13 protein-coding genes, 1 other RNA gene and 1 riboswitch are annotated in these 16,248 nt (G+C 29.2%); all 14 genes read left to right on the top strand.

Annotated elements, in window-relative coordinates:
- The first annotated feature begins 287 nt into the window (after positions 1-287).
- Entirely contained in the window at positions 288-1,163 is an 876-nt protein-coding gene (glyQ, locus tag K8M07_RS10750) for a glycine--tRNA ligase subunit alpha (protein ID WP_223378739.1), read from the top strand.
- A gap of 1 nt (position 1,164) precedes the next feature.
- On the top strand, positions 1,165-3,243 hold the full coding sequence (gene glyS, locus K8M07_RS10745; protein ID WP_223378738.1) for a glycine--tRNA ligase subunit beta: 2,079 nt from the start codon (positions 1,165-1,167) through the stop codon (positions 3,241-3,243).
- Positions 3,244-3,280: 37 nt separating this feature from the next.
- The gene (locus tag K8M07_RS10740) at positions 3,281-3,925 is read left to right on the top strand and encodes a helix-turn-helix transcriptional regulator (RefSeq protein ID WP_223378737.1); all 645 of its coding nucleotides are present in this window, start codon (positions 3,281-3,283) and stop codon (positions 3,923-3,925) included.
- A 10-nt stretch (positions 3,926-3,935) separates the two neighbouring features.
- The gene (locus K8M07_RS10735; protein WP_223378736.1) at positions 3,936-4,763 is read left to right on the top strand and encodes a pyruvate, water dikinase regulatory protein; all 828 of its coding nucleotides are present in this window, start codon (positions 3,936-3,938) and stop codon (positions 4,761-4,763) included.
- A 164-nt stretch (positions 4,764-4,927) separates the two neighbouring features.
- Entirely contained in the window at positions 4,928-5,944 is a 1,017-nt protein-coding gene (locus K8M07_RS10730) for a deoxyguanosinetriphosphate triphosphohydrolase (protein WP_223378735.1), read from the top strand.
- Positions 5,945-6,025: 81 nt separating this feature from the next.
- Positions 6,026-7,873 carry a DNA primase gene (gene dnaG, locus K8M07_RS10725; RefSeq protein WP_223378734.1) on the top strand — a complete coding sequence of 616 codons (1,848 nt, stop codon included), beginning with the start codon at positions 6,026-6,028 and terminating at the stop codon, positions 7,871-7,873.
- Between the two features lie 69 nt (positions 7,874-7,942).
- Positions 7,943-9,022 (top strand): RNA polymerase sigma factor RpoD, encoded by a 1,080-nt coding sequence (gene rpoD / locus K8M07_RS10720; RefSeq protein WP_411741971.1) that lies wholly within the window; start codon positions 7,943-7,945, stop codon positions 9,020-9,022.
- 57 nt (positions 9,023-9,079) lie between these two features.
- Positions 9,080-9,778 (top strand): tRNA (adenine(22)-N(1))-methyltransferase, encoded by a 699-nt coding sequence (locus K8M07_RS10715; protein WP_223378732.1) that lies wholly within the window; start codon positions 9,080-9,082, stop codon positions 9,776-9,778.
- Positions 9,765-10,865 (top strand): Nif3-like dinuclear metal center hexameric protein, encoded by a 1,101-nt coding sequence (locus K8M07_RS10710; RefSeq protein WP_223378731.1) that lies wholly within the window; start codon positions 9,765-9,767, stop codon positions 10,863-10,865. The genes K8M07_RS10715 and K8M07_RS10710 overlap by 14 nt, the downstream gene beginning before the upstream one ends.
- A 22-nt stretch (positions 10,866-10,887) precedes the next feature.
- Positions 10,888-11,598 (top strand): zinc ribbon domain-containing protein, encoded by a 711-nt coding sequence (locus K8M07_RS10705; RefSeq protein ID WP_223378722.1) that lies wholly within the window; start codon positions 10,888-10,890, stop codon positions 11,596-11,598.
- Positions 11,599-11,714: 116 nt separating this feature from the next.
- Positions 11,715-12,061: RNase P RNA component class A (gene rnpB / locus K8M07_RS10700), an RNA gene on the top strand.
- A 270-nt stretch (positions 12,062-12,331) separates the two neighbouring features.
- A complete protein-coding gene (locus K8M07_RS10695) occupies positions 12,332-14,221 on the top strand; it encodes a glycine betaine ABC transporter substrate-binding protein (protein WP_223378720.1) in 1,890 nt (629 codons plus the stop codon).
- A complete protein-coding gene (locus tag K8M07_RS10690) occupies positions 14,208-15,383 on the top strand; it encodes a glycine betaine/L-proline ABC transporter ATP-binding protein (RefSeq protein WP_223378718.1) in 1,176 nt (391 codons plus the stop codon). The genes K8M07_RS10695 and K8M07_RS10690 overlap by 14 nt, the downstream gene beginning before the upstream one ends.
- Positions 15,384-15,462: 79 nt before the next feature.
- Positions 15,463-15,564, top strand: a riboswitch (THF riboswitch).
- A gap of 68 nt (positions 15,565-15,632) precedes the next feature.
- Positions 15,633-16,166 (top strand): folate family ECF transporter S component, encoded by a 534-nt coding sequence (locus K8M07_RS10685; protein ID WP_223378716.1) that lies wholly within the window; start codon positions 15,633-15,635, stop codon positions 16,164-16,166.
- The last annotated feature ends 82 nt before the right edge of the window (positions 16,167-16,248 follow it).

Raw genomic sequence — 16,248 nt, 5'->3', positions numbered from 1 at the left:
CGATTATTGTATTGACAAGGTTTGAATTTTTTGTTAAATTAATACCTATATAGAAAAGTTTTATTAAGTATGCTATGATGGAGAGAGAATTCAATATATATATCAAAGCGAACTAGAGATGGTGAGAGTCTAGTATAATAGTATTGATGGAAGGCGCTTCTGAGCATATTTAAAAGAGAATGCCGTCTAGGTATTAAATAGGGTGGAACCGCGGAAGTAACCTTTCGTCCCTATAGGGATGTAAAGGTTTTTGTTTGTTTACACATAAAAAGTAAGGAGGTTTATATATGTACTTTCAGGATTTGATGCTGAAATTACTTGGATTTTGGGGAGAGAAAGAATGTATAATTTTAGAGCCATATGATGTAGAAAAAGGAGCTGGGACAATGAGTCCTCATACATTTCTAAGATCTTTAGGGCCAGAGCCTTGGAGAGTAGTTTATGTTGAACCATCAAGAAGGCCAGCAGATGCTAGATATGGTGAAAATCCTAATAGAGTGTATCAACACCATCAACTTCAGGTGATTTTGAAACCTTCACCAGAAGATGTACAAGATATTTATTTGGAAAGTTTAAAAGCCATAGGTATAGACCCATTGAAACATGATATCAGATTTGTTGAAGATAATTGGGAAGCTCCAACTTTAGGTGCTTGGGGATTAGGTTGGGAAGTATGGCTTGATGGAATGGAAATTACCCAGTTTACATATTTCCAACAGGTAGGTAGTATTAACTGCGACCTAGAATCTGCAGAGTTAACCTATGGACTTGAAAGAATTGCAATGTATCTTCAAGATGTAGATAATATATTTGACATAAAGTGGAATGAGAATTTAACTTATGGAGATATCTTTGAAAATGCAGAATATGAACATTCAGTATATAGTTTTGAGAAAGCAAATATAGAGACTTTGAAGCATTTATTTAATATATATGAGGAAGAAGCTAAAAATGGATTAGAAGAAGGATTGGTTTTACCAAGTTATGATTATGTATTAAAATGTTCTCATACATTTAATGTGTTAGATGCAAGGGGAGCAATAAGTGTAACTCAGAGAACTCATTATATTAGTAGAGTTAGAAATTTAGCAAAATTAGTTGCATCTAAATATATTGAACAAAGAGATAAACAAGGATTTCCTCTAACGAAGGGGGGTATGTAATATGAGCAACAAATATCTATTAGAAATAGGTGTAGAAGAACTTCCAGCAAGATTTATAGACGATGCTTTAAATCAATTGAAAACTAAAATTAAAAGTGTATTAGAAATTAAAAGAATAAAATATGAAAATATAGAAACCTATGCTACGCCAAGAAGGTTAGTCATGGTAGTAAACGAATTGAGTGAAAAACAGTTAACACTAGAAGAAACAGTTAAAGGACCATCAAAGAAGATTGCCTATGATGATGAAGGCAATCCTACAAAAGCCTTAGAAGGCTTTATGAGAGGTCATAATATCAAAATAGAACAAATCTTTATCGATAAATATAATGGAGAAGAGTATATATATGCTAATGTTATAAAACAAGGCGAGGAAACTTCAACTGTATTATCAGAAAATATGGCAGATATAATAAAATCAATAGTTTTTCCTAAATCCATGAAATGGGGAGAAAAGGATTTAAGGTTTGCAAGACCTATAAGATGGATTGTATCTATGCTAAATGAAAAAGTTGTATCATTTGATTTAGAAGGCATAAAATTAGGGAATATCACTACAGGGCATAGATTTTTAGGAGAAAAAGAAATTAGAATAGATTCCGTGGATGATTATTTTGTTAAATTAGAGGAGAATTATGTTATAGTTGATCAAAATAAACGAAGAGATATTATACAATATGGTTCGAAAAGATTGGCTAAAGAAAAGGGAGGAACTGTTTTATTTGATGAAGAATTACTAAAAGAGGTAACATATATTGTTGAATATCCAACGCCAATTATTGGGAAAATAAAAGAAGAATACTTAAGATTACCTAAAGATGTAATAATAACACCAATGAAAGAACATCTTAGATATTTCCCTGTTGTAGATGACAACAATAGGCTATTGCCTTATTTTATTACTGTTAGAAATGGTAATAAAGATTATATTGAAACAGTAATAAGAGGAAATGAAAAAGTATTAGGTGCTAGACTTGAAGATGCAAAATTTTTCTACTATGACGATATAAAAATTCCCTTGGAGAGCTATGTTGATAATTTAAAAAGTATTGTATACCAAGAAGGTCTTGGCGATATCTATGATAAAACCGTAAGAATTCAAGAATTATCAAAGAAAATTGGTGATTATCTAGAAGTTGGAGAAGAGACACAAAAAAACATAGAAAGAGCAGCATACCTTTCAAAAGCAGATTTAGTCACTAAAATGGTCGATGAATTTACGGAATTACAAGGGAAAATGGGAATGGAATATGCGAAGCAATCTGGAGAAAATGAAATTGTAAGTACTGCCATATATGAGCAATATTTGCCTAAATTTGCAGGAGATAATTTACCAACGACTACTGCAGGATCTATTTTAAGTATTGCAGATAAAATTGATTCTATAGTAGGTTCTTTTGCAATAGGGATACAACCAACAGGATCACAGGATCCTTATGGATTAAGAAGGCAGGCTTTAGGTGTTATTAACATAATTTTAAATAAAAAACTAAAATTAAGTTTACAAGATATAGTTGAATATGCCCTATATATATATGTTGAAAAACAAGGGCTTGTGTTTGATTATAAAAATGTTAAAATGGAAATTATAGAATTCTTCTATGGAAGAATAAAAAATATATTTAGTGATATGGGAATAAGGTTTGACATAATTGATGCAGTTGTAAATACAGGTATTGATGATTTTTATGATTTAAAAATTAGAGTTGAAAAATTAAATAAATATCTTGATATAAATGGATTATCTGAAGTATTAACAACTTTTAATAGAGTTATGAGTTTAGCTGAAAAAGCTAGTTCTGCGAATGTAAAAAAAGATTTATTAATCGAAGAAGAAGAAATAGAATTATACGAAACTTTTATTGAAGTTAGAGAGAAAGTCTCAAGTTGGATAAACAAAAAGGAATATGATAAAGCATTAGAACAATTTATAGCTTTAAAAGATATAGTTGATAGATTCTTTGATCATGTAATGGTAATGGTTGAAGATGATAAATTAAGAGAAAATAGATTAAACCTTCTAAGAAAAATAGCAGAAAATATGCTTATGATATGCAACTTATCGAAATTAGTTAAATAAGCTTATCTCAATGGGCTTATGTTCTAAAAATAAAGGGGTGATTGGAATTCAACTAAGTGAGAGACAAGAAAAGATTATTGATATTGTTAAATCAAGCCAACCAATTACTAGTGAAAAAATAGCTAATAGATTAAAATTAACTAGAGCCACCCTTAGACCAGATTTAGCTATATTAACTATGTCAGGAATATTAGATGCTAGACCAAAGGTAGGATATTTTTATACTGGCAAAACAACATTTGGCTTTATATCGGAAAAGATCAAAGAAATTAAAGTAGCAGATAGAAAATCAGTTCCTATTATCGTGGATGAGCAGACTAGCATATATGATGGGATTGTAACTATGTTTTTAGAAGATACTAGTACTATTTTTGTTACCTCTAATGGATTTTTATCTGGAGTTGTGTCAAGAAAAGATTTTTTGAAGAATGCTATAGGGGGTATTAATCTTAATAATGCACCTATAGCTGTAATTATGACACGAATGCCAAATATAATAATGACTACTCCAGAGGAAAGTATTTTAGATGCAGCTATAAAATTAATTGATCATGAAATAGATAGTCTTCCAGTGGTACAGGAAGTTGAATTGGAAAATGGTAGTAAAGCATATGAGTTGGTTGGAAGAGTTACAAAAACTACTATCACCAGACTTTTTGTTGAACTTGGGAATAATGAATAGGGGGTAAGTTATGGATAATAATATAACTATATACGTACTATCAGATTCTATTGGAGAAACAGGAGAGCAAGTAGCCAAAGCATCAGTAAGCCAGTTTAATCCAGAAAAATATGAAATACGAAGATTTCCATATATTACAGATGAAGAGCATATAGTAGAAGTGTTTGAGGAAGCTAAAAGTGAAAGAAGTATAATAATATATACAGTAGTAATTGAAAAGCTTAGAAAATTTATAATGAATATGGGAAATAAATTTAATATTCCTGTAGTAGATTTAATGTCCCCAACTTTGGATGCTCTGGAAAATGTATTAGGATATGAGCCAAAAAGAGAATCAGGGCTTATAAGAAAACTTGATGAGAAATATTTTCGTAAAGTTGAAGCTGTTGAATTTGCAGTAAGATATGATGATGGGAAAGATACGAGAGGAATAAAAAAGGCTGATATAGTATTAGTTGGAGTATCTAGAACATCTAAAACTCCTTTAAGTATGTATTTAGCTCATAAATATTTTAAAGTAGCCAATGTACCACTAGTACCAGAAGTTGCTGCCCCTGAAGAATTGTTTAAAAAAGATGCAAATAGAGTTTTTGGACTTATTGCTAATCCATTTAAACTTAATGAAATAAGGCAGGAAAGGCTTAGATCATTAGGATTAAGCAATAATGCGAATTATGCAAGTATTGAAAGAATTAATTTAGAACTTGAATATTCTAAGAAGATAATGGAAAAACTAAATTGTAAGGTAATAGATGTTTCTAGTAAGGCAGTAGAAGAAACTGCAGGCATAATAATCAGTCGTATGAAGAACAATTTTGGAAATGAAATATTAGGATAGAAGTGTTGATATAACAACACTTCTTTTTAATGGTATTTTAAATTGCATATTCAAATGCAAATTAAATATATACTTTTAAAGAAAAAATCAAAAATTTTGAAGGATTATAGGAACTTATGTTGTATATATATAACAACACTACTTTTTAAAAAGGGGTATATATTATGAACATAAGGAAACAAATAGAAAAACGAGAAAAAAATACTTTATCCAAATATGCCTCCTTAAGCCAAGATACTAAAGGAAGAAAAATAGAAGAAGAAAAATGTGATATTAGAACTGATTATCAAAGAGATAGAGATAGAATCATTCATTCAAAAGCATTTAGAAGGTTAAAACATAAGACACAGGTGTTTATAGCACCAGAAGGAGACCACTATAGAACTAGATTAACTCATACCCTAGAGGTTGCGCAGATATCTAGAACTTTAGCTAGGGCATTAAATTTAAATGAAGATTTGGTAGAGGCTATAGCTTTAGGTCATGATTTAGGACATACACCGTTTGGACATACAGGAGAGGCTATATTAAATAAGTTACATCCTGATGGATTTAAACATAATGAACAGAGTTTAAAAATAGTAGACTATATTGAGCATTCTGAAAGAAGAAAGGGATTAAATTTAACATATGAAGTTAGGGATGGAATTGTAAAACATACTGGAGATGACAAGCCTGAAACTTTAGAAGGTAATATAGTTCATATAGCTGATAGAATTGCCTATATAAATCATGATATTGATGATGCTATAAGAGCTAAAATAATAAAAGAAGAAGAATTACCAAAAACATGCGTGAATTCTTTAGGTAAATATCATGGAGAAAGAATAAATACAATGATAGTTGATGTTATACAAAACAGTTTAAATAAAAATGAAATATCTATGAGTGTAGAGATAGGGTATTATACTGAAAAATTAAGGGATTTTATGTTTGAAAGAGTATATTTAAATAAAGCTGCAAAGGGAGAAGAAGATAGGGCAAAATATATAATAGAGCAATTATTTTATTATTATATGAATAATTTTGATAGATTACCGATTGAGCATAAAAATATCTATAATAATAAGAAAACGAAGGAAGATATAATATGTGATTATATTGCGGGAATGACTGATAGATATGTTATAAACTTATTTAAAGAAATTTTTATTCCAAAGTCATGGAAAAAGTATCAATAAAAGAAGGATTTTTTAAATATTTGTCGAATATAGTAGAGTGTTTCCTATTTTTTTTAGGATGCAAAAGTAAGGTGATAATTTATGGCATATAAAATTAATGATGACTTGATAGAAAAGATTCATGAAAGTAGTGATTTAGTTGATATAGTATCTAGATATGTACAGTTAAAAAAATCAAGTAATAATTATGTTGGATTATGTCCTTTTCATAATGAGAAAACTCCTTCATTTACAGTATCAGAATCAAAACAATTATTTCATTGTTTTGGCTGTGGAGAAGGAGGGGATTTAATTACATTTATTATGAAAATAGAAAATCTATCCTTTGTAGAAGCTGTAAAGTTTCTTGCAGATCTAATAGGAATATCTATAGAGGAAGGGAGTAATGAATTTGATAATAAAATTAAAAATGAGAAAGAGAAAATATATAAAATAAATAAAGAGGCAGCAAGATTTTTCTATTATAATTTAAGAAATACTTCTGCAGCCTTAAAATATTTGAAAGATAGAAATATAGAGAAAAAAGTAATCAACAAATTTGGACTAGGTTATGCATTAGATGGCTGGGATAGCATATATAACTATTTAAGGGAAAAAGGATATAGTGAAGAAGATATAGAAAAATCAGGGTTAATAGGGAAAAGAAAAAATAATACTGGATATTATGATAAATTTAGAAATAGAATAATGTATCCGATAATAGATATTAAAGATAGAGTTATAGGATTTGGCGGCAGGGTACTAGATAATAAAACTCCTAAATATTTAAATTCAAAAGATACATTAGTATTTTCAAAAGGAAATAACCTATATGGCTTAAATCTAATCAAAAAAAATTCCAACAGGGAGAAGATAATTTTAGTTGAAGGATATATGGATGTTATTTCATTATTTAATTATGGAATAAATTATGCAGTTGCAAGTCTTGGTACTGCCTTTACTCAAAATCAAGCTAAGCTTTTAAAAAGATATGCAAAACAAGTATATATTTGTTTTGATTCAGATAATGCAGGAATAAATGCTACTAATAAAGCATTCAATATATTAAGAAAAGAAGGAATTAAACCAAAAGCTATAATATTACCAAAGAATTATGATCCTGATGATTTTATAAAAAAGAATGGACTGGATGAATTTAAGAAGCTAGAAGATTATGCATTAAACTATGTGGATTATAGAATTTATATAAATAAGCAAAAATATGAATTAACAAACTATGAAGATAAAATTAAATTTACTAAGGAAGTAGCAAAGACTTTAAGAGAATTAAAAAGTCCAATCGAAAAAGATGTTTATATAGATAAGGTGTCGATGGATACAGGAATATCAAAAGAAGCAATACGAAGAGAAGTATTGGATAAAGATTCTAAATCTGTTACAACAATTTATAAGGACAAGTATATTAATGGTAAAAATAGATATAATAAGAATGATATAATGCCAATTACAACAGTATTAGAGTCAGCACACTTGACTGCTGAAAAAACTTTAATCAAATTAATGATTGAAAATAGAGATCATTATAATATAATTAAAAAAGATGTAAAAGAAGATGACTTTTTAAATCATGAAAATAATATTTTAGCGAGAATAATATATAATGAATATGATAACAACCCTTGTTTTATGAAATTGGAATTAAAAAATATAAGAAATAGACTTAAAAATGAAAATAATATTGACATGAAATATATATATGAAATTATAAATATGGATACTAAATTTTTATCGGAAGATAAAAACAAATTAATAATGGATTTGATAAATACAATTAAGTATTCCAAGTTAAAGGTAAAAAGAAAAGAAATAATTCGAAAAATACAAGAAATCGAAGCAAAAAAAGATAGAGATGAAGGAGATGTAAATGAATTTAAGATATTATGTTTGAAATTAACAGAATTAGACAAGGAGCTAAAATCACGTATATGAAGATTAGGAAAGGAGGGGTCTACATTGGATCAAAAGAATAAAAGTGTTAAAAAAATAGATAAAGAAAAAATGGCAGCAGTTAAAAATTTAGTTAATAAAGGTAAGAAAAAAGGAATTTTAACTTATAAGGAAATAATGGATGCATTAGAAGAAATAGATCTTGATGTAGAACAGATAGATAATATTTATACAAGATTAGAGGATCTAGGGATAGATGTAGTAGGAGATAAAGATGATGTTGCTCTCCTTGATACAGATAATAATGATGATGATGATGAAGATAATAATAGCAAAAAAGCTATTTCGTTACCAAAAGGAATAAATGTAGATGATCCTGTGAGAATGTATTTGAAAGAGATAGGAAAGATACCGCTATTAACAGCAGATGAAGAGGTTAATTTAGCTAAAAGAATGGAAGCTGGAGATGAATTAGCAAAGAGGAAGTTAGCAGAAGCAAATTTAAGATTGGTAGTAAGTATTGCAAAAAGATATGTAGGTAGAGGAATGTTGTTTTTGGATTTGATTCAGGAAGGCAATTTAGGACTAATGAAGGCTGTTGAAAAATTTGATTATGAAAAGGGATTTAAATTTAGTACTTATGCAACTTGGTGGATACGTCAAGCTATAACAAGGGCAATAGCTGATCAAGCTAGAACTATTAGAATACCAGTGCATATGGTTGAAACTATAAATAAACTAGTAAGAGTTCAAAGACAATTAGTACAGGAATTAGGTAGAGATCCATTACCAGAAGAAATTGCAAATGAGATGAATATGGAAGTGGATAAAGTAAGAGAAATTATGAAAATTGCTCAAGAACCTGTATCATTGGAAACTCCAATTGGTGAAGAAGATGATAGTCATCTTGGTGATTTCATAGAAGATGACAATGCTTTAGCACCCGCTGATGCTGCTACCTTTACTATGTTAAGAGAACAACTAATAGGAGTATTAGATAGTTTAACTCCTAGAGAGCAGAAAGTGTTAAGGTTAAGATTTGGATTAGATGATGGAAGGGCAAGAACTTTAGAAGAAGTAGGTAAAGAATTTGATGTTACAAGAGAAAGAATTAGACAGATAGAAGCAAAAGCATTAAGAAAACTAAGACATCCAAGTAGGAGTAAAAAATTAAAGGATTTTTTAGAATAAATTAAAGATTCGCATTTGCGAATCTTTAATTGTAAGATTGATAGAAAGGATAGAGAAATGATATTATCAGAAAGATTACAATCTATAGCAGATTTTATCCCTAACAACACGATAGTAGGAGACATTGGAACAGATCATGGTTATTTACCAGTCTATTTAATAGAAAATAAAATAGCTAAGAAAGTAATAGCAACAGATATCAGTAATAATTCATTGAATAAAATAATTCAATTTGTGGAATCAAGGTGTTTGAAAGATTTTGTGGATATTAGATTAGGTGATGGTTTAGAGATAATAAAACCTTTTGAAATAGATACAGTTGTAATTGCTGGAATGGGTGGAATTCTCATTAAAGATATATTAAATAAAAACAAAGACATAGCTGAATCCATAACTAATTTTATATTACAACCCAATATTGCTACTAAAGAATTAAGGGAATATTTATATCAAAATGAATTTGAGATAATAGATGAAAAATTAGTAGAAGAGGGAAATAAGTTTTATGAAATAATCTATGCAAAAAAAGGGAAGATGTATTTAAAAGATAATATCTATCTAGAATTAGGAGAAAAGTTGATATTAAATAGAAATCCATTATTAAAAAGATTTATATATCATAAGATTGGAATATTAGAAGATATATTACAACAATTGCAAGATAAAGATACTGAGAAAAGTAAAGACAGATATTACGAATTAATGGATAATATTAAAGAATTGAAGGGAGTGTTGAATAAGATTGAAGGCATATAAGATAATAAATTTAATGGATAAATGGGCACCCCCTTATTTAATTGATGAATGGGATAATACAGGTTTTCAAATAGGAAATCCAGAAAAAGAAGTAGAAAAAGTATTATTATCTTTAGATATAGATCAGAAAGTGTTAAAAAAGGCAATAAAAGAAAAAGTTCAGATGATAATTACCCATCATCCAATAATATTCAAACCTTTAAAAAATATAACAAGGACTACTTATAAGGGAAAATTAATATATGATTTAATAAGAGAAGATATAGTAGTATATAATGCTCATACTAATTTGGATTTAGCAATGAATGGTGTAAATGATGCATTAGCTAATATTTTAGATATAAAAGATACTAGACCATTAAATACTATTTATGAAGAGCCCTTATTTAAATTAGTAATCTTTGTTCCTAAGTCTCATGCTTGTATTATTAGAAAGGTTCTAGGGGATGAAGGCGCAGGATTTATCGGAAATTACAGTCATTGTACCTATAATACTGAAGGAATGGGTACATTTATGCCTCTTGATGGGACGTCTCCCTTTATAGGGAAAATTAATAAGCTAGAAGACGTAGAGGAAACTAAGATAGAAACCATAGTAGAAAAGAAAAATTTATCTAAAACTTTAAATGAGGTAATAAAGATTCATCCTTATGATGAAGTGGCATATGATATATATCCATTAAAAAATAAGGGTAATATTTATGGGTATGGTCGAATAGGTAAAGTTAATAAAATACCATTTATAAATCTTGTGGATAGGATAAAGGAAAAATTAAAATTAGATCATTTATTTGTATATGGAAATTCAAATGGGGAAATTACAAAAGTTGCTGTATGTGGAGGAAGTGGATCTTCTTTTATACATGATGCATATTTAGAAGGAGCTGATGTATATATAACTGGAGATGTAAGATATCATGATGCCCAATATGCTAATGAATTAGGACTGACGATTGTGGATGCAGGGCATTATCATACTGAGAAAGTTATATTACCAATAATAAAAGATTATATACAGGAAAATACTAAAAATTCTATTGCAATAGAATTGTATGAAGAAAGTAGTGCACCCTATATAATTTACTAATTTTAATTACGGAGGTGAATAAATGTCTAATATAGAGGATTTATGGGAATTGCAAGTACATTATAATAACTTAAAAAATATAAAAGATAACCTCAAATATATCATAAATGGAGAGAAAATTAAAAAAATAGGTATAAAATTAGAGAAAACAGAAAAAAAATTAATAGATTTAGAGAATAGAATAGAAGAAAATGAGGAGAAACTAGATAAGAACAATTCTATCTTAAAGAATTATGATTATGAATTAAAAGAAATTGAAAAAAATTTATATAGTGAAAATATAACTGATTTAAAGCAATTAAATTTTCTTGATAAGGAAAGAAAAAATATTATAAAAGAAATTGATAATAAGGAAACAGAGATTATTTCACAGATGAGCAATATGGAAGAATTGAAAAAAGAATTTATAAGGATTCAAGAGGAATTTAATAAGTTGAGAAAAAAATATACTAAAACAGTGAAAGATGATAAATTGATGGTTGAGGATTTTAATAAAAAAGTAATTGAGGAAAAGAATGAAATTGATGTAACATCATCTAAAATTGATAAAAGTGTCCTTGATAAATTTAATGAGTTAATAAAAAATAAGGACGTTGCTGTAGTAGAGGTAATAGATAATAAATGTAGTGGCTGTAACATGTTTTTACCCTCGAATATTATTTATAAATTAGAGAATAATGATGGAATAATACATTGTGATAATTGTGATAGAATTCTTTATTTGAAGATATGATATATTTTAACTATTAAGATAGATATTAGATATTACTTAATATGGTTAAAATTGCATTTGAAATAAAGATTTTTTTATGCTATAGTAATAATGTTAAATAATAATAAAAAAAGAGATGAGTAAATCAGATGATCGCGTGCTTCATAAGCATGAGGAAAGTCCGTGCTCCATATGGCAGGATGCTGGATAACGTCCAGTGGGGGTGACCCTAAGGATAGTGCAACAGAAATATACCGCCTAATTTTTATATTAGGTAAGGGTGGAATGGTGAGGTAAGAGCTTACCAGCAGCTAGGTGACTAGTTGGCTCTGTAAACCCCATCCGGAGCAAGACCAAGAAGGGACTAAAAAAGGTAGTAGCCCGCTACCGTCCCAAAGGTAGGTCGCATGAACTTATTGGTGACAATAAGTCGTAGATAGATGATCATCTAAAACAGAACACGGCTTATAGATTTACTCATCGTAATTTATTGAATCACTTACATATAGTAAGTGATTTTTATATTGCTTTTTTAAATCAGGTTATTTAATAAACAAATTGTAAATAATACAATTAAAATAATTCTATTTTAAAGTTATGTGAACATTAATACTAACTTATTTAAAGCCTATATAAAAAGTTTAATTAAATAATAGTTAATTTGACAGCTTTTTAAACACATGGTAGTATAATAAACAGGCAAATTTTAGGTTCGGTGGAATTATATACGCATATTTAAAGGAAGGAGACTCATATGAAGAAAACAATTAGTTTGATTTTGATATGTATATTCATGACTACGATATTGATTGGATGTTCAGAAACAACATCTGATAATTCAAATAAGGAAATTGTATTTGCAAATGCTGGATGGGATAGCGTATTATTTCATAATGCAGTAGCAGGTATTATAGCTGAACAAGTTTATGGTTATTCATGGAGAGAAGTACCTGGCTCATCAACAGTAATGCATGAAGGATTATTGACTGAGGAAATTGATGTAAATATGGAGAATTGGACAGATAATCTCCCAACCTATTATGAAGATCTAGCAAATGATAAATTTACAGAGCTTAGTGTAAACTATAATGATAATTATCAGGGATTTTATGTACCAAGATATGTTATTGAAGGTGATCCTGAACGAGGAATTGAAGCTGTAGCACCAGATCTAGAATATGTATGGGATTTAAAAAAATATGCTGAAATTTTTTCAGATGATCAAGAGTCAGATAAAGGTAGAATTTATGGTGCAATTCCTGGCTGGGAAGTAGATCAGATTATGTATAATAAATACGTACATTATGGTTTAGATGAGAGTTTTGTATACTTTAGGCCAGGCTCTGAAGCATCTTTATCAACTGCAATAACTTCTGCTTATGATAGTGGAGAGCCAATTGTTGCATATTATTGGGAACCTACTTGGCTGATGGGAAAGTATGATTTTGTATTATTAAAAGATAAACCATATAATGAAGAAACTTATAAAGATGGTAAAACAGCTTTACCACCAGTAAGAGTTACAGTTGCTGCGAGTAATAATTTTGCAGAAGCAAATCCAGAAATAGTCGAATTTTTGAGTAATTATAAGACATCAAGTGCACTAACATCTGAAGCGCTTGCATATATGCAAGATACAAAAGCAGATTATATTGAAACTGCAAAATGGTTCTTAAAAGAAAATGATGAATTATTAGATGAATGGTTAGAACCTGAAGAAGCACAAATTATGAGAGACTATTTAAATAAAGATACGAATGAATCAATGAATACTGATTATTTATATGATTTTCCATTTGAAATTCCCATTGATGTCAATTCTATTGACGAATCCGTAAGAGATTTTAGTGTAAAATATGATACATTTTTTAGTAGTATAAAATCTTTTTTAGGAGGTTTAGTTAATTTTCTATATGGTGTTTTGGATTTTATTCCTTGGTTCATATTGATATTATTAGTAATTGTCTTAGCATGGAGATTAAGTGGGGAAATTGGAAAAGGAATATTATACGGTGTTTTACTATTTCTTATAGGAGTAGTAGGGTTATGGTCTTTAATGCTTGAAACATTATCAATTGTTATAGCATCAGTAATTATTTCTTTAATATTAGGATTTCCATTAGGTATTCTAATATCAACTAGTGATAAAGCGAATTCTATAGTTCGTCCTATATTGGATACGATGCAAACAATGCCAGTATTTGTATATTTAATTCCGGCGTTATTATTCTTTGGACTTGGGAAACCACCAGCAGTAATTGCTACAACTATTTATGCTATTGTTCCAATGATACGACTTACAAGTCATGGGATTAGGCAAATTGATAAGGAAGTAGTGGAGGCTTCTATTGCTTTTGGTTCAACAAGATTTCAATCATTAATAAAAGTACAAATGCCTCAAGCTTTACCTACAATAATGACTGGTGTTAATCAAACACTAATGATGGCTATGTCAATGGTTGTTACCACTTCAATGATAGGTGCTACAGGATTAGGTATGGAGGTATTGCTAAGTGTAAATCGTGTAGAGATAGGGCGAGGATTAATATCTGGTACAGCTGTAGTTATAATAGCGGTAATTTTGGATAGAATTACACAAGGTTTGGCTAAACGTAGTGAGGTGAATTCAGATGAAAGAGAATGATATATTAAGTGTTGTGAATGTATCTAAATTATATGGTACAGATAAAAGGAAAGCTATTAAATTAAAAAAACAAGGATTAGATAAGGATTCAGTATATGATAAGACTGGAGTTACAATAGCGCTTTGGGATGTATCATTAGAAATTAAGAAAGGTGAAGTTTTTGTTATCATTGGTTTATCAGGGTCTGGTAAATCTACATTAGTAAGATGTTTCAACATGTTGCATAAACCAACTTCAGGCAAAATACTATATGAAGGTAATGACATAGGAAAATTTAATACAAAGGAATTAAATGATTATAGAAGAAATAAAGTTTCAATGGTATTTCAAAATTTTGGTTTAATGTCCCATAGAGATGTTATTGGGAATGTAGAATATGGGCTTGAGATTAAAGGTATATCTAAAGATGAAAGGCATAAAAAAGCAGAAGAAATGATATCTATGGTTGGATTAGAAGGACTTGAAAATGAACCTATTAGTAGTCTTTCTGGAGGTATGAAACAAAGAGTTGGTATTGCTAGAGCTTTGGCTAATAATCCTGAAATACTTCTTATGGATGAACCTTTTTCTGCTTTAGATCCTTTGGTAAGAAGGGATATGCAATTTGAATTATTATCAATTCAAAAGAAGCTAGACAAAACTATTGTATTTATAACACATGATATAAATGAAGCTTTTAAATTAGGAGATAGAGTTGCAATAATGAAAGATGGCCAGGTTATACAAATAGATACTCCCGAAGAAATGAGTGCAAATCCTGAGACTTCTTATGTAAAACAATTTATAGATAGTGCAGATAAAACTCAAGTAATAAGTGTAAGAAATGTAATGATTACTCCTAATAGTATTGTACGATTAAAAAATAATCCAAGTTATGCTATTAATATGATGAAGAGAAATAGAGTATCTAGCGCATATGTAGTATCAGATAAAATGAAATTTGAAGGTGTAGTAACTATTGATGATGCAATTAAAGCTAACAAAGAAGGGTTAACTATTTCGGATGTCTTAATAAGTGATGTAAATACTACAACACCAGATTCTTTGTTAAGTGATATAATTTCAATGGCTGCAGAAACTAAATTCCCCATTGCGGTACTAGAAGAGGATGGAAGTTTACAAGGAATAGTATCAAAAGCAGATGTATTATCATCAATATAATTTAATTGTGTTGAATAGTTTATAGATATTGAGTATAATAATTATATACAAGAAGATATACTTTGTATATAAATTTAATGACAGAGTAGATAGTTTGCGTTAAGTGTTAGAGGATGGGACGTTGCCTCTAAACGAAAAACTTGTAGTTTAAAGTTTGCGTTGAACTATTGCGTTCGCTGACACATCGTTAATAGTCTGCTTTCTTGATGTGGCAGTTCTGTCATATCATTATGGAAGGAGGCTTTTTGTATGAGAAAAATTAGGATGAGAAACATCGCTTTTTATGCATTGCTAATTGCATTAAATGTTGTATTGACAAGAGTAGCTAGTATTAGAATAGGCGGTGGAGGAACAGAAATAGTGCGTATAGGCTTTGGAGGCCTTCCAGTAATATTTGCAGGAATTATATTTGGTCCTCTAGCCGGAGGAATTGTTGGTGCTCTTGGGGATATAATAGGCATGATAGTTAGTCCAATGGGACCATATATGCCGCATTTTACATTCACGGCTGCTTTGACAGGGATTATACCTGGGTTGGTTATAAGGATGTTTGGCGAAAAGATCAGTAAAACTTCATTTTGGAAGCTTGTTGTAGCAATAGGAATTAGTCAGGTAATTACTTCAATAATATTGATTCCACTTTTTATGAAAATATTATTTAGTATACCATTTGCGGTGACTCTTCCTGGACGACTTATTGGTCAAGTTGTTCATATTCCATTATATGCTTATATGATAAAGCTTTTAGCAAACAGATTATGTGTAACAATTGGTGTATGTTAAAAAATAAGGGGCTGTTTCATAACTTCTAAAGAAGTTGTGAAACGCCTCTTTTTTATGTTCTTGTTATCAACTGTATTATATA

The organism is Schnuerera sp. xch1, assembly GCF_019931165.1.
GTDB lineage: Bacteria > Bacillota > Clostridia > Tissierellales > Tepidimicrobiaceae > JAIOUP01.
This window is presented reverse-complemented; position numbering and strand designations above follow the sequence as displayed.

Bases quoted from the DNA above. Each gene is read 5' to 3' on its own strand.
- glyQ (WP_223378739.1), top strand. From the start codon at position 288: ATGTACTTTCAGGATTTGATGCTGAAATTACTTGGATTTTGGGGAGAG.
- glyS (WP_223378738.1), top strand. From the start codon at position 1,165: ATGAGCAACAAATATCTATTAGAAATAGGTGTAGAAGAACTTCCAGCA.
- K8M07_RS10735 (WP_223378736.1), top strand. From the start codon at position 3,936: ATGGATAATAATATAACTATATACGTACTATCAGATTCTATTGGAGAA.
- K8M07_RS10730 (WP_223378735.1), top strand. From the start codon at position 4,928: ATGAACATAAGGAAACAAATAGAAAAACGAGAAAAAAATACTTTATCC.
- dnaG (WP_223378734.1), top strand. From the start codon at position 6,026: ATGGCATATAAAATTAATGATGACTTGATAGAAAAGATTCATGAAAGT.
- rpoD (WP_411741971.1), top strand. From the start codon at position 7,943: ATGGCAGCAGTTAAAAATTTAGTTAATAAAGGTAAGAAAAAAGGAATT.
- K8M07_RS10715 (WP_223378732.1), top strand. From the start codon at position 9,080: ATGATATTATCAGAAAGATTACAATCTATAGCAGATTTTATCCCTAAC.
- K8M07_RS10705 (WP_223378722.1), top strand. From the start codon at position 10,888: ATGTCTAATATAGAGGATTTATGGGAATTGCAAGTACATTATAATAAC.
- K8M07_RS10695 (WP_223378720.1), top strand. From the start codon at position 12,332: ATGAAGAAAACAATTAGTTTGATTTTGATATGTATATTCATGACTACG.
- K8M07_RS10690 (WP_223378718.1), top strand. From the start codon at position 14,208: ATGAAAGAGAATGATATATTAAGTGTTGTGAATGTATCTAAATTATAT.
- K8M07_RS10685 (WP_223378716.1), top strand. From the start codon at position 15,633: ATGAGAAAAATTAGGATGAGAAACATCGCTTTTTATGCATTGCTAATT.